Origin of the sequence: Nonomuraea sediminis, assembly GCF_018531495.1 — a bacterium.
Classification (GTDB): Bacteria; Actinomycetota; Actinomycetes; order Streptosporangiales; family Streptosporangiaceae; genus Nonomuraea; species Nonomuraea sediminis.
Genome location: NZ_JAHDTI010000014.1, coordinates 183,203 through 204,995, shown reverse-complemented (window position 1 = coordinate 204,995; position 21,793 = coordinate 183,203). Strand labels below are relative to the sequence as shown.

19 protein-coding genes are annotated in these 21,793 nt (G+C 71.1%); 7 read left to right on the top strand and 12 right to left on the bottom strand.

Annotated elements, in window-relative coordinates; genetic code table 11:
- Nucleotides 1-236 precede the first annotated feature (236 nt).
- Nucleotides 237-974 (top strand): DeoR/GlpR family DNA-binding transcription regulator, encoded by a 738-nt coding sequence (locus KIK09_RS45020; RefSeq protein ID WP_214325679.1) that lies wholly within the window; start codon nucleotides 237-239, stop codon nucleotides 972-974.
- Nucleotides 975-992: 18 nt separating this feature from the next.
- Here KIK09_RS45020 and merB read toward each other — a convergent pair whose 3' ends face one another.
- The gene (gene merB, locus KIK09_RS45015) at nucleotides 993-1,352 is read right to left on the bottom strand and encodes an organomercurial lyase (protein WP_214325804.1); all 360 of its coding nucleotides are present in this window, start codon (nucleotides 1,350-1,352) and stop codon (nucleotides 993-995) included.
- 46 nt (nucleotides 1,353-1,398) lie between these two features.
- The gene (locus KIK09_RS45010; RefSeq protein ID WP_214325678.1) at nucleotides 1,399-2,337 is read right to left on the bottom strand and encodes a LysR family transcriptional regulator; all 939 of its coding nucleotides are present in this window, start codon (nucleotides 2,335-2,337) and stop codon (nucleotides 1,399-1,401) included.
- 107 nt (nucleotides 2,338-2,444) lie between these two features.
- Here KIK09_RS45010 and KIK09_RS45005 point away from each other — a divergent pair, with 107 nt between their 5' ends.
- The gene (locus tag KIK09_RS45005) at nucleotides 2,445-3,257 is read left to right on the top strand and encodes an isocitrate lyase/PEP mutase family protein (protein WP_214325677.1); all 813 of its coding nucleotides are present in this window, start codon (nucleotides 2,445-2,447) and stop codon (nucleotides 3,255-3,257) included.
- A 65-nt stretch (nucleotides 3,258-3,322) separates the two neighbouring features.
- Nucleotides 3,323-3,949: a TetR/AcrR family transcriptional regulator gene (locus KIK09_RS45000; protein WP_214325676.1), complete on the top strand. Its 627-nt coding sequence runs from the start codon at nucleotides 3,323-3,325 to the stop codon at nucleotides 3,947-3,949.
- Here KIK09_RS45000 and KIK09_RS44995 read toward each other — a convergent pair whose 3' ends face one another.
- Nucleotides 3,950-4,918: an LLM class flavin-dependent oxidoreductase gene (locus tag KIK09_RS44995; protein WP_214325675.1), complete on the bottom strand. Its 969-nt coding sequence runs from the start codon at nucleotides 4,916-4,918 to the stop codon at nucleotides 3,950-3,952.
- Nucleotides 4,919-4,987: 69 nt separating this feature from the next.
- Between KIK09_RS44995 and KIK09_RS44990 the strand changes: the two genes are divergently transcribed.
- From KIK09_RS44990 to KIK09_RS44980, 3 genes are all read left to right on the top strand, one after another.
- Nucleotides 4,988-5,656, top strand: coding sequence for a TetR/AcrR family transcriptional regulator C-terminal domain-containing protein (locus tag KIK09_RS44990; protein WP_214325674.1), 669 nt, complete (start codon nucleotides 4,988-4,990; stop codon nucleotides 5,654-5,656).
- 129 nt (nucleotides 5,657-5,785) lie between these two features.
- Complete coding sequence (locus tag KIK09_RS44985) at nucleotides 5,786-6,061, top strand: DUF6011 domain-containing protein (RefSeq protein WP_214325673.1); 276 nt, start codon at nucleotides 5,786-5,788, stop codon at nucleotides 6,059-6,061.
- Nucleotides 6,058-7,263, top strand: coding sequence for an alpha/beta hydrolase family protein (locus KIK09_RS44980; RefSeq protein WP_214325672.1), 1,206 nt, complete (start codon nucleotides 6,058-6,060; stop codon nucleotides 7,261-7,263). The genes KIK09_RS44985 and KIK09_RS44980 overlap by 4 nt, the downstream gene beginning before the upstream one ends.
- Here KIK09_RS44980 and KIK09_RS44975 read toward each other — a convergent pair.
- The 9 genes from KIK09_RS44975 to KIK09_RS44935 all read right to left on the bottom strand — a co-directional run bounded on the left by KIK09_RS44975 (nucleotide 7,196) and on the right by KIK09_RS44935 (nucleotide 18,328).
- Nucleotides 7,196-7,411 (bottom strand): FCD domain-containing protein, encoded by a 216-nt coding sequence (locus KIK09_RS44975; RefSeq protein WP_214325803.1) that lies wholly within the window; start codon nucleotides 7,409-7,411, stop codon nucleotides 7,196-7,198. The genes KIK09_RS44980 and KIK09_RS44975 overlap by 68 nt on opposite strands.
- A 12-nt stretch (nucleotides 7,412-7,423) precedes the next feature.
- Nucleotides 7,424-8,803, bottom strand: a complete 1,380-nt coding sequence (locus tag KIK09_RS44970; protein WP_214325671.1) for a DHA2 family efflux MFS transporter permease subunit — start codon at nucleotides 8,801-8,803, stop codon at nucleotides 7,424-7,426.
- Nucleotide 8,804: 1 nt separating this feature from the next.
- The gene (locus KIK09_RS44965; protein ID WP_250574822.1) at nucleotides 8,805-10,421 is read right to left on the bottom strand and encodes an AMP-binding protein; all 1,617 of its coding nucleotides are present in this window, start codon (nucleotides 10,419-10,421) and stop codon (nucleotides 8,805-8,807) included.
- A gap of 2 nt (nucleotides 10,422-10,423) precedes the next feature.
- Nucleotides 10,424-11,260: a family 3 encapsulin nanocompartment shell protein gene (locus KIK09_RS44960; protein ID WP_214325669.1), complete on the bottom strand. Its 837-nt coding sequence runs from the start codon at nucleotides 11,258-11,260 to the stop codon at nucleotides 10,424-10,426.
- Nucleotides 11,257-11,958 carry a sulfotransferase-like domain-containing protein gene (locus KIK09_RS44955; RefSeq protein WP_214325668.1) on the bottom strand — a complete coding sequence of 234 codons (702 nt, stop codon included), beginning with the start codon at nucleotides 11,956-11,958 and terminating at the stop codon, nucleotides 11,257-11,259. Before KIK09_RS44955 ends, KIK09_RS44960 begins: the two co-directional genes overlap by 4 nt.
- Nucleotides 11,955-12,938 (bottom strand): aldo/keto reductase, encoded by a 984-nt coding sequence (locus KIK09_RS44950; RefSeq protein ID WP_214325667.1) that lies wholly within the window; start codon nucleotides 12,936-12,938, stop codon nucleotides 11,955-11,957. The genes KIK09_RS44955 and KIK09_RS44950 overlap by 4 nt, the downstream gene beginning before the upstream one ends.
- Before the next feature lie 2 nt (nucleotides 12,939-12,940).
- The gene (locus KIK09_RS44945; RefSeq protein ID WP_214325666.1) at nucleotides 12,941-15,994 is read right to left on the bottom strand and encodes a non-ribosomal peptide synthetase; all 3,054 of its coding nucleotides are present in this window, start codon (nucleotides 15,992-15,994) and stop codon (nucleotides 12,941-12,943) included.
- 71 nt (nucleotides 15,995-16,065) lie between these two features.
- A complete protein-coding gene (locus KIK09_RS44940) occupies nucleotides 16,066-17,172 on the bottom strand; it encodes an NAD(P)/FAD-dependent oxidoreductase (RefSeq protein WP_214325665.1) in 1,107 nt (368 codons plus the stop codon).
- 412 nt (nucleotides 17,173-17,584) lie between these two features.
- Complete coding sequence (locus KIK09_RS44935) at nucleotides 17,585-18,328, bottom strand: dienelactone hydrolase family protein (RefSeq protein ID WP_214325664.1); 744 nt, start codon at nucleotides 18,326-18,328, stop codon at nucleotides 17,585-17,587.
- Between the two features lie 267 nt (nucleotides 18,329-18,595).
- Here KIK09_RS44935 and KIK09_RS44930 point away from each other — a divergent pair, with 267 nt between their 5' ends.
- Entirely contained in the window at nucleotides 18,596-21,766 is a 3,171-nt protein-coding gene (locus tag KIK09_RS44930) for a glycosyl hydrolase family 95 catalytic domain-containing protein (protein WP_250574777.1), read from the top strand.
- Nucleotides 21,767-21,793 lie beyond the last annotated feature (27 nt).

Sequence of the window (21,793 nt, the reverse complement as noted above, 5' to 3'; positions counted from 1 at the left end):
CGAATGTGGGACGCCTCGCCGTACCGGATGCTCTGCCGAGCCTGCTGGGTGCTGGCACGTCCGCCACCTCATTGTTAAATCTAACGTTTAGCGGTGAGATGTTGTGATTGATGGGTGACACTATGAGGCGCCCGAACACGTGTCAATGGTGAATTCGTGCGCGCTACGATGCGCCGTGATCGATCTTTGGAGCGGGCCAGGTGAGTAGGAGCGGCGGGACCGCCCGGCGTCAGGCCATGGCCGAGCATGTCATGCGGCTGGGGTCGGCCTCGTTGGCGGAGCTGGCGGAGACGTTCGAGGTCAGTGTGATGACCGTGCACCGCGACCTGGACGAGCTGGAGCGCCAGGGGATGGTGCGCAAGTTCCGCGGCGGGGTGACCGCGCAGGCCTCCAACGTGTTCGAGAGCAACATCGCCTACCGGATGACCGCCCACCTGGCGGCGAAGCAGGCGATCGCGCGGCACGTGGTCACCATGATCGAGCCTGGCAGTTCCGTCATGCTCGACGACTCCACCACCGCGCTGGCCGTGGCCAGGCTGCTCGGCGAGGTGGCACCGCTGACCGTGGTCACCAACTTCCTCGAGGCGATCAAGCTGCTGGCCGGAGCGCCGGGGATCCGGCTGATGGCGCTGGGCGGCGAGTACCACGCCACCCACGACTCCTTCCTCGGCGTGGCCTGCGTGGACGCGATCGAGGCGATGAGCACCGACCTCGCGGTGGTGTCCACCTCGGCGGTCTCCAGCCGCTACGCCTTCCACCAGGAGCAGGAGATCGTGCTGGTCAAGCGGGCCATGCTGGGCTCGGCGGTGCGGCGGATCCTGGCCATCGACCACACCAAGCTGGAGCGGGTCGCGCTGCACCGGGTGGCGCCGCTGTCGGACTTCGACGCGATCGTGCTCGACGCGGGCACGCCCGCGGCGGCCGTGGACGAGCTGCGCGAGCAGCGGCTGCACGTCCACGTCGCGCCCATGTGATATTCACAGGAATCTTTGTTAAGGCAGCCCCCAGAACGGCCCGTGCAGCCCCACCTGGGCGAAGTACGCCGCGGCGGAGACGGGGTCGCGCCGGATGTAGCCGGGGTCCATGCGCCCCGCGTACCAGTCGCGGGCGAGTCGCCACAGCGTGGCCAGGTCCATGACGTAACCGGGTGGCTGCCCGGTGTCGGCCAGCCAGGCGTCGACGCAGGCGGTCGAGCAGAACAGGCGCTGGTTGGCGCAGGTGTGCACGACGTCGTCCCAGGCGCGGTGGACGGGCGTGAGGAAGTGGGCCACCTGGTCGCCCGGGGGAGGGCCCTGCCGGGTGACCACCCAGGCGTGCGGGGTGTCACAGGCCGGGCAGCGGGTGGCAACCAGGACGTCCGGCTCCTGGTCGACTAGACCGCCAGACGGACCTGTTCGTTCATCTGTCCATCCTGCGACCCGAGGGACCGGAAGTCTTGAACGCTGGTGCGCGCAACTCGGGCGTGTGTTCCTTCAGCGCGTCCAGGAAGGCCGTGGCCGGCCTGCTCCGGTAGCCGCTCCTCCGGCGGACGACCACCACGGGCAGGCTCGCGCCGAGGTTGTCGATCTCGATCGCCCGCAGGCTGCCGATCCGCAGTTCCTCACGGACGCTGCTCGTGGGCATGAGGGCGATGCCGAGCCCGGCCTCGACCAGCCGCTTCTGCGCGGTGAGGCTGTCGACCCTGGTGATCGGGGACTCCGTGAGCCGTTCGAGGAGGTGCCCGAGGGAGTCGGACTGGCCCCGCTCGGGCGGGAAGCCGAGCCACCGCTCGCCGTGGAAGGCCCGCAGGTCCGGCAGGCGGCGGGCGGTGACGGGGTGTGAGGCGGGCACCACGACCAGGAGCCTCTCCGCGCCGAGCGGGATCGACTCCAGCTCGGGATCGGCGTCGGGGAAGTAGCGAAGGCCCAGGGACGCCTCGCCGTCGCGGACGAGCGTGCTCACCTCGCGGCTGGTCGCGGTGCGCAGGTCGACGGTGACCTCGGGGAAGTGCGCCTCGAAGGCGCGCAGCGCGTCGACGATGTGCGAGTCGGCCAGGGTGCCCACGATCGCGAGGCTGAGACTCTGCGCGCCGCCCGGCTCCGACACGTCCTGTACGGCTCGCTCGCCGTCGCGGATCGTCGCCAGGACGGTCTCCGCGTACGGCAGGAGCGCCCGTCCCGCCTCGGTGAGCGCCGCCCGGCGGCCGGTCCGCTCGAACAGCTCCGTGCCCAGCGACCGCTCCAGCTCCCTGATCCGGCGGCTGATCGCGGGCTGCGACCGGTCGAGCCTGCGGGACGCCTCGGTGAACCCGCCCAGGCGGGCGATGCACACGAAAGCCTCGATCTCCTCGATCGTCACAATCAATCAGTATTCCTGATGAGTCATATCCCATCTATGCATTTGACGGATCATTCGGACGGCGCCGACAGTGAGCCCGTACCCGCAGCCGATCCCTGGAGCGCATCATGATCGACCAGCTGACGAAGGCCGTCCGTTTCCGTGCTCTGCACGAGCGACCGGAGCCCTTCCTGATCCCGAACCCGTGGGACGCGGGGACGGCGCGGCTGCTTGCAGGACTCGGCTACGAAGCCCTGGCCACCACCAGCCTCGGCGTGGCCAACGCGCTCGGCCGCACCAGGGCCGGCAAGCAGGACATCCTCGACAACTGCCGCGTCATCAGTGAGGCGACGTCGCTGCCGGTGAACGCCGACCTGGAGAACGGCTACGCCGACGAGCCCGCGGAGGCGGCCAAGATGGTCGAGCGGGCCTGCGCCCACGGCGCGGTCGGGGCGTCCATCGAGGACGCCTCCGGCGACCCCGGCGCGCCGATCTACGACTTCGGGCTCGCCGTGGAGCGGGTGCGCGCGGCCGTGGAGGTCGCCCGTGCCCTGCCCGTCCCACTCGTCCTGACCGCCAGGGCGGAGAACCTCCTGCACGGGGTCAACGACCTCGACGACACCATCAGGCGGCTGCAGGCCTTCGAGGCCGCCGGCGCGGACGTGCTGTACGCGCCGGGGCTGCGCACCCTCGACCAGATGCGCGCCGTCGTCTCCTCCGTCGGCAAGCCGGTCAACGTGGTGATGGGCTTCGCCGATCCCACGATCACGCTGGACGGGCTCGCCGAGATCGGCGTGCGCCGGGTGAGCATCGGAGGCGCGCTGTCCCGCCTCGCCCTGCGCTCCTTCCTGGACGGAGCCCGGCAGATGCTGCAGGGCCGCTTCGGCTTCGTCACCGACCTGGCCTCGATCTCCGAACTCCACCAGGCATTCGAGGCCTGACAGTTTGCTTGAGTCTGTCAATCAGTTAGTTGATCAATTTTCTCAAGCGTGTGTACGATCCCTCTGTGTCGCCGTCGAAACCTCGCAGGTCGCCCAAGCCGCAGGAGCGGCAGCGCGACGCGGAGCGCACCCGCAAGCTCATCCTGGAAGCGGCGCTGGCCGAGTTCGGCGCGCACGGTTACGCGGGCGCCAGGACCAGCGCGATCGCCGCCAGAGCCGGTGTCAACCAGCAGCTGATCTACTACTACTTCGACGGCAAAGAGGGCCTCTACCAGGCCATGTCGGAGCAGTGGCAGCAACGGCAGCGCGAGCTGGCGGCACCGGGCACACCGCTGCCCGAGCAACTGCGGCGCCACGCCCTGGAGGCGCTGCACAACCCGGACGGGCCGCGCCTGCTGGCCTGGAGCGGCCTGCAATACAGCGGCCCGGAGGGCGACCCCGACCACGCCGCCCGCGCCAGAATGCTCGGCGAAGGCCTCGACGGGCTGCGCGAGCTGCAGCGGGCCGGCCGGCTTCCCGCCGAGCTGGATCCTGCCTGCCTGCTGGTCATGCTGATGGCCGCCGCCATGGCGCCTACCACGCTGCCGCACGTCATCGAGGGGGTCTGCGGCGCCGATCCCAGGTCTGCCGAGTTCATCGAGCACTTCGCCGAGCAGGTGGCCGTCCTGGCCCGGCACGTCGGCCTCGACTGACTACACCAGCGGGAGGACCTCCTCGACCAGGCGTGACAGCTGTGTGCGCTGGTCCCACGAGGTCAGGCGGAGCGCCAGGTGGGTGGCGCCCCCGTCGAGCAGGGCGCGCAGGCCGGCGGCGCACTCGGCGGGCCGCCCGGCGGCCGTCCAGGCCGTGACCATCTCGCGCGGGGGCTCCTCGCCGTTCTCGTGGGTGGCGATGAAGCGGGAGGTCTCGGCCAGGCACGCCTCCCTGTCCTGCCCGATGCTGACGTTGTGCATCGCGATGACCGGGAACGTACCCGGATCGCGCCCCGCCGAGGCCAGCAGGGCCCGGAGCCGCTCCCACAGGCCGTCGAAGAGGCCGGGCCAGCTGGAGGCCGTCATCCAGCCGTCGGCGAGCAGGGCCACCCGCCGCAGCGCCCGGTCGGCGAAGGCGGGGTTCCACGGGTTGGCGGCGATCACCACCGGGCACGGATCCTGCACCGGGGTGGGGGCGATGGCCAGGTCGCGGTAGGTGTGGAAGCGGCCGTCGAAGTCGATCGCCTCGCCGGTCCACAGCGCGCGGCAGATCCGTACGTTCTCCTCCAGGCGGGCGGCGCGCTCGCGGTCGGGCACACCCCAGTGGGCGCCCTCGGCCTGGCTGACCCCGCCGGAGACCAGCCCGGTGCACGCGCCGAGGACCATGCGCCCGCCGGACAGCTGGTCGAGGGTGCCCCACTGGTAGGCCAGCTGCGCCGGGTCGCGCAGCGGGAAGCTGGCCAGGCAGGCCGTACCCAGCCTGACGCGGCGGGTGAGCGAGCTGAGCGCGGCCAGCAGCGAGACCGAGTCGGGCCGAGGTTGCGCGGTCAGGCTGTCGCCCACCCACACCGAGCTCAGCGCGCCGCTGTCCTCCGCCAGTACGCCCAGGTGCAGCAGCTCGTCCAGCGTTCCGAGGCCGAAGCCGACGCCGCGCTGCGGGATCAGAAGTCCGAACCGGGTGTCGAACATGATCGCATCTCCCTTAATCCAACAGTGTTGGTTTAGTAGGATGGGGAGCCTAACCCAGAAGGAGGCGGCGTGACCAGACCTCGGCGCGGTCGGCCCGCCTCGGGCTCCGAGCTGTCCCTCGGGGCCGTGGTGGCGGCCGCCCGCGACCTGGTGCGCGAGCAGGGCGTGGAGGGGCTGAGCATGCGGCGCGTGGCGCTGCGCCTGGGCGTGGACGTCTCCTCCCTCTACTGGCACGTCAGCGGCAAGGACGAGCTGGTCGACCTGGTGGCCGACGACCTGCTGAGCGAGGCGGTCTGGCCCGACCCCGCGCTGCCCTGGCGCGAGCGGGTGGAGGCGGCGCTGGTGGAGTACCGCCGGCTGCTGCTGGCCAACCGCGACGCCGCGAAGATCATGGCGGGCCGCTGGGTGCAGGGGCCCAACACGCTGCGCGCCCTGGAGACGCTGCTGTCGGCCCTGCTGTCGGCGGGAGTCGAACGGCGGGCCGCGGCGGAGACCGCGTTCCTGCTGACCGGCTACGTCAGCGGCTTCGTCCTGCAGGAGCTGCGGCCGATGAACTCGGCCGAGGCGGCGGGCGGCGATCCGTCCGACGTGCTCGCCCGGGTCAACCAGCAGCTCAAGGCGCTGCCGGAGGAGGAGTTCCCGAGCGTCCGCCTGCTGGCCGACGACCTGACGGCGCGCACGATGGACGCCCGCTTCCGCCGCGGCATCACCCTCATGCTGAACGGCCTGGACGCCTAGGGGCTTACCGGACCACCACCGCGACCGGATCAAGGGCAATCGCGCGTCATGGATGATCCTTCCCCGTGGGTTGGCCGACACGTTGCTCGAATCCGCAGGTCGGCGGCGGGAAGCTGATGAACTGGGGACATGGATCGGGAGGAAGAGGGCATGGGTCAACTGCAGTTGCTCGTCCTCGACCTGGAGGAGTTCAAGCTCCGCTCCCACCTGGCCCGGTGCCGGGCCTGCCGGCACCGCCTGCGCACACCGGCGTCCCAGGCCCTCGGGATCGGGCCTGAGTGCGCGGCTCGGCTGGGCATCGCGCCGAGACGCTCCATCCGGATCACCGGTGTCCCACGGGGATGGGCCGTCGCGGGACAGGCCGACCTGCTCGAGGAGTCGTGCGTCAACGGGGGTGTGGCGTGAAGCTGTTCTTCGACGATCCGCTGTTCGACATGTTCGCCTGGCGGGCCGTGTCCACCATCTCGCGGGGTGGGGCCGAGTACGGCGAATGCGCCGCCACCGCCGCGAACATCGTTTCCGGCGACCCCACCAGCTGGTACAACGCGTGGGTGTCGACCGCGGGGCGGCTCGAGGATCAGGGATCCGAGAGCGACACCGCCGGGCACGCCGTGAGCGCTCGTGAGGCGTTCCTGCGGGCCTCCACCTACTACCGCGTCGCGTGCCTTCCGCTGTTCGGGGAGCCGGTCGACAGCCGGCTCGTCGTCGCCTCGGATCGGGAGGCGTCGTGTTTCTCGCGTTTCGCGGAGTTGATGACGCCGCCCGTGGTGCCGGTCGAGGTGCCCTTCGAGGGGACCGTGCTGCCGGGGTACCTCTGCCTGGCCGATGATTCGCGGCACCGGCGCGCCACGCTCGTCGGGGTGAACGGCTACGACTCCAACGTGCACGAGATGTACTGGTCGCACGCGGTGCCCGCGACCCGCCGCGGGTACAACTGCCTGCTGGTCGACGGGCCAGGACAGGGACGGGTGCTGATCAAGCAGGGGCTGCGCATGCGGCCCGACTGGGAGAACGTGCTCCGGCCGATCATCGACTTCGCGCTGACCCGGCACGAGATCGACCCGGACCGGATCGCGGTCATGGGGTGGAGCTTCGGCGGGTTCCTGGCGCCGCGCGCCGCCGGCGTCGAGCACCGGATCGCCGCGCTGATCGCGGACCCGGGGCAGTACGACCAGCTGGGCGCCATTCACGCCGTCCTGCCGCTTCCCGAGGAGATCAGGGACCGGCTGCCCGACGTGGACCTGGCGGAGCTGGACCCGTACCTGTCGGAGGTGTCCGCGGACCCGGTGGCGCGGTGGCGGCTGATCCAGCGCGGTCTGTGGGTCCACGGGCTGAAGACGCTGGGGGAGTACGTCGTCGACCTGGCGCGCTATCGCCTCTCGGACGTGGTGGCCGGCATCTCCTGCCCCACGCTGGTGGTGTGGGCGGAGAACGATCCCACGGCCTCGTACGCGGATCGCCTCTACGACGCCCTGGTGTGCCCGAAGACCTTCGCCAGGTTCACCGCCGACGAGGGCGCGGGCGGGCACACCGAGGCGCTCAACCGGTCGCGGTTCGACCAGGTGGTCTTCGACTGGCTGGACGATCTCCTGCAGCCGGCAAGGTGAGCAGGGTCTTGATGACGCTGCGCAGGTGGGCGCGGGCGGCCTGCTCCGCGGCCTCGGGGTCGTGGGCGCAGACGGCGTCGATGATGGCCAGGTGTTCAGGCAGGGAGACGCCCGGGCGGCCGTTTCTGTCGGCAAAATTGTCAACAATCTGGTCGACGCTTCAGTTGGACGGGCTCGGCTGGGGCTCCGGGGTGCGCAGGCCCGCGGCGGCGACGGCGACCAGGGCGCAGATCGCCATCATCGTCGTCCAGACCCCCTGGTAGGCGCCGATCGACCCGAGCCGGTCGCCCGACAGGACCAGCACGAGCGCCGATACGCCGATGACCGCGCCGACGGCCCTGGAGGTGACCGACAGGGCGGTGCCGGTGGCCAGCCGCGAGGGCGGGATCTCGGCCACGGCCGCGCCGCTGAGCGAGTTGACCAGCACCGCGATCCCGGTCCCCGACAGGACGACCGCGGGGAGGACCATCGTGAGATAGGTATGGCCGCCGCCCGCCGCGAACGCCAGGTACGCCGTGGCCAGCGCGAGGAGCGCGACCCCGCACAGCGCCAGCCTCCGGTGACCGGTCCTGGCCACCAGCCGCCCGGCCAGCGGCGCGGTCAGCACCTGGGCGAGCGCCCCGGGGGTGATCGCGAGCCCCGCCGCGGCCTCGGAGTATCCCCAGATCCTGGTCAGGAACAGGATGTTGGCCAGCGGCAGCGCGAACATCACCAGGCCGAGCAGGAACATCGCGAGGTTGGCCCGCTGGGTGCCGCGCGCCCGCAGGGCGTTCAGGTCCACGATGGGGGCGGGGTGCCTGCGGGCGCGCCGGACGAACAGCACGCCCACCGCGACGCCCGCGGCGAGCGCGATGATCGTGCCCGGGCTGCCCGGGCCCCACGCGTCGCTCTGCACGATCGCCAGCGAGGGCAGGCCGATGGCCCCCACGAGCAGGAACAGGCCGGTGATGTCCGGCAGCCTGGACGTGGCGGTCTGCGTCACGCCCGGCTTCACGATCCGCCACGCGCCCGCCAGGATGACGAGCCCGACCGGCAGGTGCAGGAAGAACACCGTCCGCCAGTCCCAGACGCCGACGAGCATGCCGCCGAGCGAGGGCCCCGACGCCGTCGCGACCGACTGCGCCGCGCTCCACACGGCGATCGCCGTGCCGCGGCGCTCTGGCGGGTAGTACGGCAGGATCAGGGCGAGCGTCAGCGGCGTGATCACCCCGCCGCCCACGCCCTGCACGACCCTGGCGGCGATCAGCACGCCCGCCGACGGGGCGATCGCGCACAGCGCGGCCCCGACCACGAACACCGCGAGCCCGGTCAGGAAGACCCGGCGGTAGCCGAACCGGTCGGCCAGCCCGCCCGCGGGTAACAGCGCCGCCGTGAACACGATCGCGTAGCCGTTGAACACCCACGACAGCTCGGCCAGGCTGCTGCCGGGGAAGCTGTGCAGGATGTCGGGGAAGGCGATGTTCGCCAGCTGCACGTCGATCGCGCCGAGGAAGGCGCTCCCGCACAGTACGGCGAGCGGGAGCGCCCGTGACCCGGCCACGTCAGCCGGACGCCACGCCGAACCGCTCCCGCAGCTCGACCTTGCGGATCTTGCCGGTGGCGGTCCGCGGCATCGCGTCGATCAGTTCGAGCCGTTCGGGCCAGAACGTCTCGTTCACCCCGGCCTCCTTCATGTAGGTCCGCAGGTCCTCGAGCGTGGGCGGCTGCCCGGACGGCGTCACCACGACGCACACGAGCTCGATCAGCGTCGGATCGGGGATGCCGATGAGCGCGACGTCGCGGATGGCGCCGTGCCTGCCGAGCAGCGCCTCGACGTCGCTCACCGGGATCTTGAAGCACCCCTTGGCGACGATGACGTCCTTGGTCCTGCCGGAGATGCGGATGCCGCCGTAGCCGTCGTCGCGGGCCAGGTCGCCGGTGTCGAACCAGCCGTCGGGCGTGATCGACTTGCCGTAGATGTCGTCGCGCAGGTAGTAGCCGAGGCACTGCGCCGCGCCGCGCACCTGCAGCGCGCCGATCTCCCCCGTGGGGACCGGCCGGTTGTCCTCGTCGACGACGCGGACCTCCATGCCGTCCACCACGGTGCCGTCGCTCTCCCCGGCCCGCTCCGGCGGGTCCTGCGGCCTGGTCATGGTGACGCCGCCGTTCTCGGTCATGCCCCACAGCGCGTACACCCGTACGCCGAGGGTGTCGTTCAGCCGCTCCACGAGGATCGGCGGGACGGGCGCCGAGCCCGACACGAAGCTGCGCAGGCTCGGGAGCGCGCGCGGGCGGGCCGCCTGCTCCTCGCTGATGTCCCTGGCGAACGGGGGCGAGCCGTAGAACAGCGTGACGCCGTGCTCGACGGCGAGGTCGAGGTAGAGGCCGGGGTCCCAGACGTCGGCGGTGACCGCGGTGCCGCCCAGCGTCAGCGCCGTCAGGTACGTCATCACCAGGCCCACGTAGTGCATGGAGGTCTGGGAGGTCATGATGACCAGGCTGTCGTCCAGGTCGTACGCCTCGGCGTAGCCCTTGATGGCGGCGTAGAGGGTGTTCTGGCTGTGCAGCGCGCCCTTGGGCTCGCCCGTCGTGCCCGAGGTGAACAGGATGAGGAACGGGTCGTCGGGTCCCAGCGCCCTGCCCTCGAGCTCCTGGGGATCGCCGGGCTCGTCGCCGAGCAGGTGCTCGTCGAAGTCGAGCGACCCGAGCGGGCCGTCGCCGCCGATGACCACCACGTGCTCCAGCGCCGGGATCTCCTGCGAGAGTGTCATCGCCATCTCGGCCGTGGCCAGGTCGCCGATCGTGTTCAGGGTGATGAACACCCGCGCCTCGGTCAGCCGGATCATGAAGTCCAGCTCGCGGTGCCGGTAGAGCTGCATCTGCGGCGCGATGCGCGCCCCGATCTTGATGCAGGCCAGCGTCAGGGGGAGCGTCTCCTTGCGGTTGGGCAACTGGACGGCCACGAAGTCACCCGGCCGCACGCCGAGCCGGATCAGGCCGTGGGCGATCCGGTCGGTCAGCCGGTCCAGCTCGGCGTAGGTGATGTCATCGGTGACGCCGTCGGCCACTCGACGACTGATGAGGACGGACTTGTCGGGAGATGTTGCGACGTGGCGCTTCAGGTCGTCCAGGAAGGTCTCGCTCCGCCACCAACCGTTGCGCCGGTACTCCTCTGACATGGTCACGGCCTTTCCTTGTTCTTCGTCGTCGGGGTAACCAGGTAGAACAGGCCCGGTAGGTGGACCGCGACGCCTTCGTAGACCTCCGCGCAGACGGCCACGCCGGGCCGGGCGAACGTGCCGGGCGGCGGCTCGGCCACGCGGATCACCGACCGGCCCGCGTCGAGCAGCCTGGCCGCCACGGAGATGTCGCCGACCAGGGCGTCTCCCGGGTCGATCCACCGGTTGCGGCTGACCTTCATCCCGTTGCCCTCGGCCAGCTCCGCCAGCAGCCCGCCGCGGCCCACCAGCCGGTGGTAGTAGTCGTTCGGGTTGACGATCATCGCGTGCGGGGTCGCGCCCGACTGCTCGACCTCGTCGCAGGCCGCCAGGATGCCGCCGGCGTAGTCGGTGTCGTACGGCAGGCGGGCGATCTCCGGGTGGCCGAGCAGGGCGGTGGTGAGGGCGAGGTTCTCCGCGGTGGCCAGCCGTACCAGGAGGCGGTAGTCGAGGAAGGTGGCCAGCGCGTCGGGGGAGGCGGCCAGCCCGTCGGGGATCTGCACCCAGGCCCGGATCGGCTGGACCTTGGCCTCGGCCATCCCGAACCTGAACGCCGCCTCCCGCCGGACGCCGGAGTCGCGCACCGCCTGCCGCTCCTCCTCGCTCGGCGGGGACTCCGTCCAGAACCTGGCGCCGTCGCCCTCGACGGGGACGACCCTGAGCAGGTTGCGCACGGTCAGCCGCGGCCTGTCCTTGGTCGGCTCGTGCGCCTCGGTGATGGTGTAGTCGAAACTCACCTGCGCGTTCTCGGGGTCGCCTGCGTAGGCCTGGGCGAACAACTGGCCGGGGGACTGCTTCATGCCTGCTCCACAAGTCGCTGGTAGAAGGGCAGATGGTGGTCGTAGAAGGCCCGCAGGGCCGGGTGGTTGTCCACGGTGTCCCGGTAGGTGTTGCGGCGCTCCTCGAACCCGGCGCTGCCGCTCGTGTCCAGGTGCCAGCGGCGGGTCCGCTCCCACTCCGGCCGGTCACCGGCCGACCAGGTGAGCGCGTGCGGGAGGAACGGCAGGCCGGTGTACTCGCAGAAGGCCTCGACCACCCTGGCGGGCTCCCGCACCAGGTCCTCGGTCCGGATGACGAGCGGCCTGCGGCCGGTGGCCTTCCAGGCCAGCTCGAACAGCAGGAACAGGCGCTCGTATCCGATCTCCTCGCAGGTCACCGCCGGTTTGATCGCGTAGTGCGAGGCGATCGTGGGTCGCGGGTCGCGCACGATGAAGGTGTGCACGATCCCGGCCAGGTCCTCCGGATGCCCGAACAGGTGCGGGTACTCGTAGTCGAGCACCTCCTTGACGAACACCGGCGCCAGCTCGGCCAGCCGTACCAGCAGTTCCCGCTCCGAGCGGACCGTCACCCCGCCGGGGAGATGGAGCTCCTCCTCCTCGGTCACGGCCAGGAACGGCTCGTGCAGGACGGTCACGTCGCCCCGCTCGATCATCATGCGTTCGAACGCCGTCGAGGCCGAGCGCGAGTGCCCCCACATGACGATCGGCGCCGCGCTCACATGGACCACCAGGTGGGCTCGCGGTCCCAGCGGTGCCCGCGCAGCTCACGCAGCAGGTCCTCGGCGAGGGGCCGCCCGTCGCTGACGGCGAGGTTCGCCCGGACGTGGGCGGGTCTGCGCATGCCGGGGATCACCGTGCTGACCGCCGGGTGATGGAGGATGAACCGCAGTGCCAGCTCGGGGAGCGACATCCCCTCGGGAAGGACCTCCTTGAGACGTCCGGCGCGCTCGACGCTCGGCAGCAGGTTCTCCGGGCCGAAGTAGGTGCTGCGCCAGTCCTCGTCCGGCCAGGTGCTCGCGGTGGTCAGCGTGCCGGTGAGCGTGCCCTCGTCGAACGGGACGCGGGCGATGATCCCGACGCCGTCACGCAGCGCCCGGTCGAACAGCTCGTCCTCGGGCGCCTGGTCGAAGATGTTGTAGATCACCTGGATCACGTCGATGAGGCCGGTGTCGAGCGCGGCGAAGCAGTTGGCGGGCTCCCACCGGTTCACGCTGATGCCGACCGCGTCGATCAGCCCCTCGCTCTTGAGCCCGGCGATCGCCTCCTGCCACCGCTCGTCGCCCGCCCACCGGTCCTCCCAGGTGTGGAACTGCATCAGGTCGATGCGCGAGACCCCGAGATTTTCCAGGCTGCGATGGGTGTACTCCCTGATGTGGTCAGCGGGGTAGGCGTCGTCCAGGGTGTCGTCCGGCCCGGGAGGCCATTCCCTGTTCTTCGGCGGGATCTTCGTGGCGACGTACAGCCTCCTGTCCGGATGGCGGCGCAGCAGCGCGCCCAGCAGCTGCTCGCTGACCCCCCGCCCGTACACCCAGGCCGTGTCGAAGAAGGTGCAACCCAGCTCGACGGCCTCGTCGAGGCACTGCGGCGCTACGTCGTAGTCCCAGCCGGTGAAGCCGCCGGGACCGCCGCCGATGCCCCACATGCCGTATCCGACCTCGCTGACCTCCCAGCCGAGGTTCCCCATCTTGCGGTAGCGCATCCTTAGCCCCTCTGTCCTGTGGTCAATGCCAGGCCGTTGCCGTTCCTGCTCGCCAGCCGGGCGTGGTAGGCGGCGATCGGGCCGTCAAGGGTGCCCTCGTCGAGCCGCCACCGCTGTTCGAGCCGGTGGCACTCGTCCTTGCGGAACAGCGCGGGGTTGTCGGTCAGCAGGCTGCCGAAGGCCCGCCGTAACTCGCCCTCGTCCTGTACGGCGGGCAGCAGCGAGGCCAGCGTGGTCAGCTCGCGGTCGCCGGTGGCCCGCCCGGTCTCGCGGACGAGGGACACGAAGTCCCCGCACGGGATGGGCGCGATGGGCACGCCCGCGCGCGCCAGGACGTCGTCGAGGCTGACGCTCTCCGAGCGGAAGACGTGCAGGGTACGGCCCCAGACCCCGGTGTCGGACACCGCGGCCGCGACCCGTGAGGCCACGTAGTCGACCGGGGTGTAGTCCGAGCGCGTGGCGACGTCGGGCCGCACGCCGAGCCGCAGGAACGCCGACAGCAGCAGGTGGGTGAAGGCCACCGGGTTCGGGTAGCCGTTGTCGGCGCTCGGCATGATCTCGCCCAGCCTGAGCACGGTGACCAGCGCGCCCCTGTTCCGGGCCTCGGCGAGGTAGCGTTCGGCGACCCATTTGGAGCGGCTGTACCCGCCGGCCGGCGTCCTGGCCAGGGAGGGGTCGCAGTCCTCGGCGAGGCGTTCGCCGCGGTGCAGCGCCTCCTCCTGGATCGCGGCCAGCGTCGAGACGTAGTGCACGGGGACGGGGCGGTAGGCCATCGCCAGCCGTACCAGCTCGATGGTGCCGCGGACGTTGACCTGGCGGTGGGCGCGGTAGTCGAACAGGAAGTTGACCATCGCGCCGTTGTGCAGCACCAGGTCGCAGGTGCGGGCCAGGTGCTCCCAGGTCCTGGTGTCCAGCCCGAGGCCCGGTAACGCCAGGTCGCCCGCGTACCCGTCGAGCCGGTCGGCGAAGCGCCGCTCCCACAGCCCCCGCTCGGTGAGCGCCGCCACGACGCGCTCGGTCGCGGCCTGGTCGCCTGCCGCCCGTGCCAGGCACGCCACCCGCAGGTCGGTGCGGTCGAGCAGCTCGTGCACCAGGCGGCTGCCGACGAACCCGGTCGCGCCCGTGACCAGCACGGTTCGCAGCCTCTCCGGCCTGGGGGCGGGGCGGATGGGTTCGCCCTCGGGCAGCGCGGAGTCGCGTGCCATCAGCACGGACTCCTCCTCGATGGCCGCGCCGTCGCGGCGGCGGCGTTCGATCAGGAAGGTCAGGTCGTCGGCGGTCGGATGGTCGTACAGGTCCTTGACGTCGACCCGCACCCCGGTCTCCGCGGTGATCATGTGCACCGCGGACAGCGCCTGGATGGAGTCGCCGCCCGACTCCGCGAAGTGCGTGCTCGCCGTCAGGCCAGGCCAGCCGAGCGCCGAGCGCATCGCCCGCAGCACCTGGTCGGCCAGGCTCGTGGTCGGCACGCTCTCGGCCAGCAGCGCGGTGTCCTCGGCGAGCCTGCCGTCCAGGATCTCCTGGAGCCGCCCGCGGTCGACCTTGCCGTTGTCGTGCAGCGGCATCTCGGGCAGCAGGAAGAAGTAGCGGGGCAGGCTGGTCCTGGGCAGGGTACGGCGCAGCTCCGCGCCCAGCGCGCTCTCGGTCAGCCCGTTTCCCGAGGCGAACAGCGCCAGCGCCTTCGTGCCTGCCTGCTCGCCCACCAGGACCTCGGCCTGCCGTACGCCGGGACAGCGCTGCGCGGCCGCCGCGATCTCGCCCAGCTCGATCCGCACGCCGTGGATCTTGACCTGGAAGTCCTTGCGCCCGGAGAAGAACAGCAGGCCCGCGCCGTCCAGGTGCCCGAGGTCGCCCGTCAGGTAGAGCCGATCTCCGGGGATCCGCTGCGGGAACGGGTTGCGGACGAACGCCTTGGCAGTGGCGGCGGGGTCGCCCAGGTAGCCGGCGCCGAGGCAGGCGCCGCCGATGGCGATCTCGCCGGTCGCGCCCGGCGGCAGCGGGCGCAGGTCGTCGTCGACCACCACGGCGTAGCAGTTGTCGATCGGCCGACCCAGCGGGATCGTGTCGCCGTCGGCGGCGGACACGCGGTGGAACACCATCCCGATGGAGGCCTCCGTCGGGCCGTAGCCGTTGGTGACGCTGAGCCCGGGCAGCAGGCTCATCAGCCGGTGCACCGCCGGCGGGTTGACCGCCTCGCTGCCGACGATGAGCCGGCGCAGCGTCGACAACCCGCCCAGGGCCGTCTCGTCACCGTCCACGACGGCCACCAGCGCGTTGAAGACGCTGGAGACGAAGTCGGCGGTGGTGATGCCGTACTGGGCGATCAGGTCGATGGTGTGCCGCAGGTTGAGGAACTCGCCCTGCACGGGCAGCACGGTGCGCCCGCCCGTGGTCAGCGGCCAGAACAGCTGCCAGATCGCGGAGTCGGAGGTGTGCCTGCTGTTCTGCAGCACCACGTCGTCCCCGGTGGCGGCGAAGTAGCGGGTCATGAAGCGGAACCGGTTGGTCAGCCCGCCGTGCAGGTTCATCGCGCACTTCGGCGTGCCGGTGGTGCCGGAGGTGAAGTAGCCGTACACGGGGTCGCCTGGGCCGAGGTCGACCGCGGGGCGGCGGCCGGTCGGGACGATCCCGTCGAGGTCGACGGTGACCGCCCGGTGGCGTGAGTCCGGCGGCAGGGCGTCGTCGGCGGCGCACAGGATCGGCCCGTCCGGCAGCACCTCAAGCGTGTCGCGGATCCGCTCCCGCGGCCACGACGGGTCGAGCGGGACGAACGCCGCGCCCAGCTTCATCAGCGCCAGGTACGTGACCGGCAGCTCCAGGGAGTTGACCAGCAGGGCGGCGACCACGTCGCCCTTGCCGACGCCGTGCCCGGCCAGCGTGGCGGCCAGGCCGTTCACCAGGTCGTCCAGCTGTCGGTAGGTGAGCGTCCTGCCGTCGTAGGTGACCGCCGGGCGCTCGGGACTTCGATCCGTCTGCTCCTCGATCATCGCCGAGACCGGTCTGAAGGGACCGAAGCCGATCGCTCGGCCGGCGAAGCCAGTGGGGTTGCCGGTCATCTGCACCTCTCTGTGTTAGGAATGTCCGATTGGCGACCGGTTCCTTCGCCCCACACGCCCCGTCGCCTTCCTCATAGGCGTTCCATGTCGTTCCACACGCGTCGGGCCGCGTACGCCACGTCGGGCGGCGTCCCCCTCGCCGCGGCGGCGGCGATCCTGCCGATCGCGGGCGAGGTCTGCACCCCGTAGCCGCCGAGCGCGGCCAGCCAGACGAAGCCCGGCGCGTCCGGCGCCTCACCGACCACCGGCGTGTCGTCCGCGACCGTGCTGCGCAGCCCCGCCCAGGCGTGCCTGACGCTGCGGATCCGCAGCGTCGTGGCCTCCTGGACCCGCTCGACGCCGATCGCGACGTCCACGTCGTCGGGGCGGGCGTCGCACGGCGGCATGGGCGCCGCGTCGGCGGGCGAGACGAGCAGCCGGCCCGACTCCGGCTTGAAGTAGAACGTGTCCGCCACGTCGGTGACCATGGGCCAGGCCGCGGCGTCCACCCCGTCGGGAAGGTCCGCCAGGAACGCGGTACGGCGCAGCGGCCGCAGCCCGACGGGCCGCACGCCCGCGAGGCCGGCCACCTCGTCGGCCCAGGCCCCGGCCGCGTCGACCACGATCGGCGCGGCGTGCTCGCCCGCGTCGGTGACCGCCCGCCAGACCCCGCCGCGCCTGGACAGCGCCAGCACCCGCGCCGAGGTGATCACCTGGCCGCCCCTGGCGCGGATGCCGCGCAGGAACCCCTGGTGGAGCGCGTCCACATCGATGTCCATCGCCGCGGGCTTCAGCATCGCCCGGCTGCACCAGCCCGGGCGCACGATCGGGCAGTACCGCCCGACCTCGCCGGGGTCGATCTCCACGGCCGGCGTGGGGGCCTCCTGCCCCTCGGCCAGCACCTCGTCGAACACTTTCTCCCCGCCGGGCGGGCACAGCGCGAGCAGGCCCCGCGGCGTCAGCAGCGGGGCGTGGGCGAAACCGTCAGGCGGTGCGGCGAGGAACGATCTGCTCGCCGCGGTGAGAGCTCGTACGGCACGGTTGCCGAAGTACTCCGAGAAGAGTGCTGCCGACCGTCCGGTCGAGTGGTAGCCAGGGGCCTGCTCCATTTCGAGCAGGGTCACGGTTCCGGACTCGGCTAGGAAGTAGCCGGCCGCGGCGCCCGCGACGCCGCCCCCGACGATGAGAAAATCTCTCACGTCCGTAAAGTCACCACATTGCGCCGCGTTCCCGCAATTGTATTACAAAGCATGACAGATATTACTGGCCCGAAACTGACAGTCAGTCAAGGTGTAAAATGACTACGGTCCGTCGCCGAGCAAACGCGAAAACTATTCGGATTCTGATATATTTCCGCAGCTCAAATGCCATATTGCGCCGTTCTTGACGGGATGGCGGGCGGTGATCTCGTCGCGTTCTTCATCACGCACAAGAACATCGGCGCCGACAATGTGTCAGAACGCGAAGCCGTTCGCTCGCCTGCGACTGTTACATGGCGCGACCGGTGTTCTACCTATGGTCAGCGGATTCATCCCGCCGATTACCAGGCATGTCTTCCCGTGCCGGCAAAGTGATGCCAACCGGCGCCCGCTGCGAGGGAAAGCACTCGTGTCAGGACGACCGGCCGTGGTCGGCGACGTGCTTGTCGAAGAAGGCGAACGTGCGCTGCCACGCGTCGTCCGCCGCCGTACGGACCAGGCCGTGGTGCAGCGGGAACAGGGCGAGCCTGGCGACGGGGTGATGGCCGTCGGTCATGAAGGAGTGCCCGGCGGCCGGATACTCCTCGACGTCGTGCTCGATGCCGAGGGCCCGCATGTGCTCCCGCAGCCGCCTGCCGTGCGAACGGAAGCCCGCGTCGCGACCACCGTAGGAGCCCACGACCGGACACGCCGACCGCAGCTCCTCCTGGTCGCTGGGGACCGCGCCGTAGTTGACCGACGCGGCGCGCACGCCGGGAGGCGCGCCGGCCGCGTAGGCGAGGGCGAACCCGCCGCCCAGGCAGAACCCGATCACGCCGAGCCGTTCGCCGTCGACGTCGTCCCGGTCCGCCAGCCATTGCCTGGTCACGTCGATGTCGGCGGCCATCTGGCCCGGCTTGCCGGTGCTGAACTGGTGCATGGCCCGCGCCAGGCAGCCGATCCTGCTGCCGTGGCTGTACAGGTCGGGCAGGACCGCCGCGTAGCCGCGCTCGGCGAACAGGTCGAGCACCCGCAGCATGTCAGGCTCGACGCCGTAGATCTCGTGCACGACCACCGCGCCCGGCCATCCGCCCGCGGGCGCCGTCCCCTCCGGCAGTGCCACGGTCGCGTCCAGCGAACTGCCGTCCGGTAACGGGATGCGCACCTGTCGTCTCACGCACCGCAAGGTAACAGGAAACATCCGGGTGGCGCATACATCGGATGTCTGCTTCAGAGCGACCGGTCAAATCTCGCACAGGTGAGATCACGTGCCAGCAAACATCGGAGGGAAGTTCTTGTTCGGCAAGCGGTTGCCGTGTTACCTAATCGAGGGCACCGACCGACCCATCGGAGGTCTACTGTGGTCCTCGCCCGCGTGGCAGCCGCCTTATCCCTGATCGCGACCCTCCCCGTGCTCTCCGCCCCTCAACAGACACCCGATGACATGACACTCTGGTACGACAAGCCCGCCACCAGCTGGGAGACCCAGGCCCTGCCGATCGGCAACGGCGCGCTGGGCGCCAAGGTCTTCGGCGGGGTCGGCAGCGAGCAGCTCCAGTTCAACGAGAAGACTCTGTGGACCGGCGGACCCGGCTCCAAGGGCGGCTACGACTTCGGCAACTGGCGCAGTCCCCGCCCGGGCGCGATCGCCGACGTCCAGGCGCAGATCGACCGTGACGGCAGGATGTCGCCCGATGCGGTGGCGGCCAAGCTGGGCCAGCCCAGGGCCGGCTACGGCGCCTACCAGACCTTCGGCGACGTGTGGCTCGACACCGGACACCAGAACGCCACCGGCTACCGCAGGGAGCTGTCGCTGCGCGAGGCCGTGGCCCGGGTCGGCTACACCGCCGACGGTGTCACCTACGCCAGGGAGTACTTCGCCAGCCACCCCGGCAACGTGATCGTCGGCCGCCTGACCGCCTCGCAGGTGGGCAAGGTCTCCTTCACGCTCAGGACCGGCTCGCCACACCAGGGCAGGCAGGTCACGGTCAAGGACGGCCGCCTCACGATCACCGGCGCGCTGGCCGACAACGGGCTCCGCTACGAGTCGCAGATCCAGGTCGTCGCCAGCGGCGGCAGCCGTACCGACGCCACCGACAGGATCACGGTCAGCGGGGCCGACAGCGCGATGTTCGTGCTGTCGGCGGGGACGGGCTACGCAGACAGCTACCCGGCCTACCGCGGCGAGGACCCGCACGCGCGTGTGACCCAGGCCGTGGACAAGGCCGCGGCGCAGGGCTGGGACGCGCTGCTCGCCGCGCACGAGGCCGACTACCGTGCCCTGTTCGACCGGGTCAAGCTGGACATCGGCCAGCAGGCCCCGAAGATCCCCACCGACCAGCTGCTCAGGAACTACACCGGCGGCGCCGCCACCGACGACAGGGCGCTGGAGGCGCTGTTCTTCGCCTACGGCCGCTACCTGCTCATCGCCTCCTCGCGCTCGGGCTCGCTCCCGGCCAACCTGCAGGGCGTGTGGAACAACTCGACCAGCCCGCCCTGGTCGGCCGACTACCACACCAACATCAACCTGCAGATGAACTACTGGCTCGCCGAGCAGACCAACCTGGCCGAGACCGCCGCACCCTACGACGACTACGTCAAGGCCATGGTCGCGCCGGGGACCAGGACCGCGAAGGAGATGTTCGGCTCGCGCGGCTGGGTGGTGCACAACGAGACCAACCCGTTCGGCTTCACCGGCGTGCACGACTGGTCGACCGCGTTCTGGTTCCCCGAGGCGGCCGCCTGGACCACGCAGCAGCTCTACGACCACTACCTGTTCGGTCGCGACCTGGACTACCTGCGTTCGGTCTACCCGGCGATGCGCGAGGCGGCGCTGTTCTGGGTGGACAACCTGCACACCGACCCGCGCGACGGCAGGCTCGTCGTCTCGCCCAGCTACTCGCCCGAGCACGGCGACTTCTCCGCCGGCGCCTCGATGTCGCAGCAGATCGTCTTCGACCTGTTCACCAACGTGCTCGCCGCCGCCAAGGCGCTCGGCACCGACGAGCCAGAGGTACGGCAGGCCCTGTCGAGGCTGGATCCCGGCCTCCGCATTGGCTCCTGGGGCCAGCTGCAGGAATGGAAGACCGACTGGGACTCCAGGACCGACGACCACCGGCACGTCTCGCACCTGTTCGCCCTGCACCCCGGCCACCAGATCGCGCCGGGCTCGAAGGAGGCCGAGGCGGCCAAGGTGTCGCTGACCGCGCGCGGCGACGGCGGCACCGGCTGGTCCAAGGCCTGGAAGATCAACTTCTGGGCGCGGCTGCTCGACGGCGACCACGCGCACAAGATGCTGCGCGAGCAGCTGCGGACCTCGACCCTGGAGAACCTCTGGGACACCCACCCGCCCTTCCAGATCGACGGCAACTTCGGCGCGACCTCCGGGATCGCGGAGATGCTGCTCCAGTCGCCGACCGGCGTGGTCGACGTGCTGCCCGCGCTGCCGTCGGCCTGGCCGTCGGGCTCGGTGTCGGGGCTGCGGGCGCGCGGCGACGTGACGGTTGACGCCTCCTGGAAGGACGGTACCGCGAGCGAGATCGCGCTCCACGCCGGGTCCGCCGGGCCGATCCGGGTGCGGAACAAGATCTTCGCCGGGCTGTACCGGCTGGTGGACTCCTCGGGGAAGCAGGTCCCGCACACGCGGGACGGCGACACGGTCACCTTCACGGCGGCGGCCGGGCAGGTGTACCGGGTCGTGGGCGAGGTCTCCGTCGCCCTGCGCGCGCCGGGCGAGACCGGGCCGGGGCAGTCGTTCCCCGTCACGGTGACGGTGAGCGGGACCCGGGTGGTGCCCGCCGGTGACGTGTCGGTGCGGGTGCCCGCCGGGTGGAGCGTCTCGCCCACCTCGGCGCACCTGCCCGCCACCCATCCGGGCAGCCCGCGCACGGCGACCTTCACGGTCACGGCGGGCACCGGGTCCCGGTTGGAGCGGCTCGTGGCCACGGTCACCGGTGATTCGTGGTCGGGCACGGCCTCCGCCTCCCTCGCGGTCGCGCCCTGCGCCGTGCCGTCGCCAGGCAAGCCCCTGGTGGCCTGGGATCCCTCGAGCGGCTCCACGATTCCTGATATTTCGGGTAATGGGCGGGATGCGACGGTGGTCGGCAACGCCGCCTACGCGGACGGGGCGCTGGTCCTGGACGGCTCCACCTACCTGACCACGGCGCCCACCACGCTCGGCTTCCTCAGAGAGGCGTCGTTCGCGGCGAACGTCAAGGTGGCCGGGAGCGGGTACCGGCGGCTGTTCGACTCCCAGCCCTCCGGCGACCCGGGCAACGACGGGGTGCTGGTGGACCTGACGCCCGACAACCGGGTCCGCTTCATCGGCTCCGGCCAGAACGTCACCACCGACGCCAAGGTGCCCACCGGCCGCCTGGTTGACCTGGTCGTCACGATGGCCCGCGACGGCGCCGTCACCGTCTACGTGGACGGCGCCCGGGCAGGCGGAGCCCGCGTCCCCACCGACGGCATCACCGGCTGCGCGTCCCGCTCGCTCCGCTTCGCCGCCGACCAGAACGGCGGCCAGCGACTCACCGGCGCGGCCGGCCGTATGGCCGTCTTCGCCCGTGCCCTGACCGCCGACGAGGCCAAGAACTGGCAACAGCTGGCCTTCTGACCCACCTCAGCCAGGGGCCGCCCTCCC

Coding starts and splice junctions, on each gene's coding strand:
- KIK09_RS45020 (WP_214325679.1), top strand. CDS start 237: ATGGCCGAGCATGTCATGCGGCTGGGGTCGGCCTCGTTGGCGGAGCTG.
- KIK09_RS45005 (WP_214325677.1), top strand. CDS start 2,445: ATGATCGACCAGCTGACGAAGGCCGTCCGTTTCCGTGCTCTGCACGAG.
- KIK09_RS44995 (WP_214325675.1), bottom strand. CDS start 4,918: ATGTTCGACACCCGGTTCGGACTTCTGATCCCGCAGCGCGGCGTCGGC.
- KIK09_RS44985 (WP_214325673.1), top strand. CDS start 5,786: ATGGATCGGGAGGAAGAGGGCATGGGTCAACTGCAGTTGCTCGTCCTC.
- KIK09_RS44965 (WP_250574822.1), bottom strand. CDS start 10,421: ATGTCAGAGGAGTACCGGCGCAACGGTTGGTGGCGGAGCGAGACCTTC.
- KIK09_RS44960 (WP_214325669.1), bottom strand. CDS start 11,260: ATGAAGCAGTCCCCCGGCCAGTTGTTCGCCCAGGCCTACGCAGGCGAC.
- KIK09_RS44950 (WP_214325667.1), bottom strand. CDS start 12,938: ATGCGCTACCGCAAGATGGGGAACCTCGGCTGGGAGGTCAGCGAGGTC.
- KIK09_RS44945 (WP_214325666.1), bottom strand. CDS start 15,994: ATGACCGGCAACCCCACTGGCTTCGCCGGCCGAGCGATCGGCTTCGGT.
- KIK09_RS44930 (WP_250574777.1), top strand. CDS start 18,596: ATGACACTCTGGTACGACAAGCCCGCCACCAGCTGGGAGACCCAGGCC.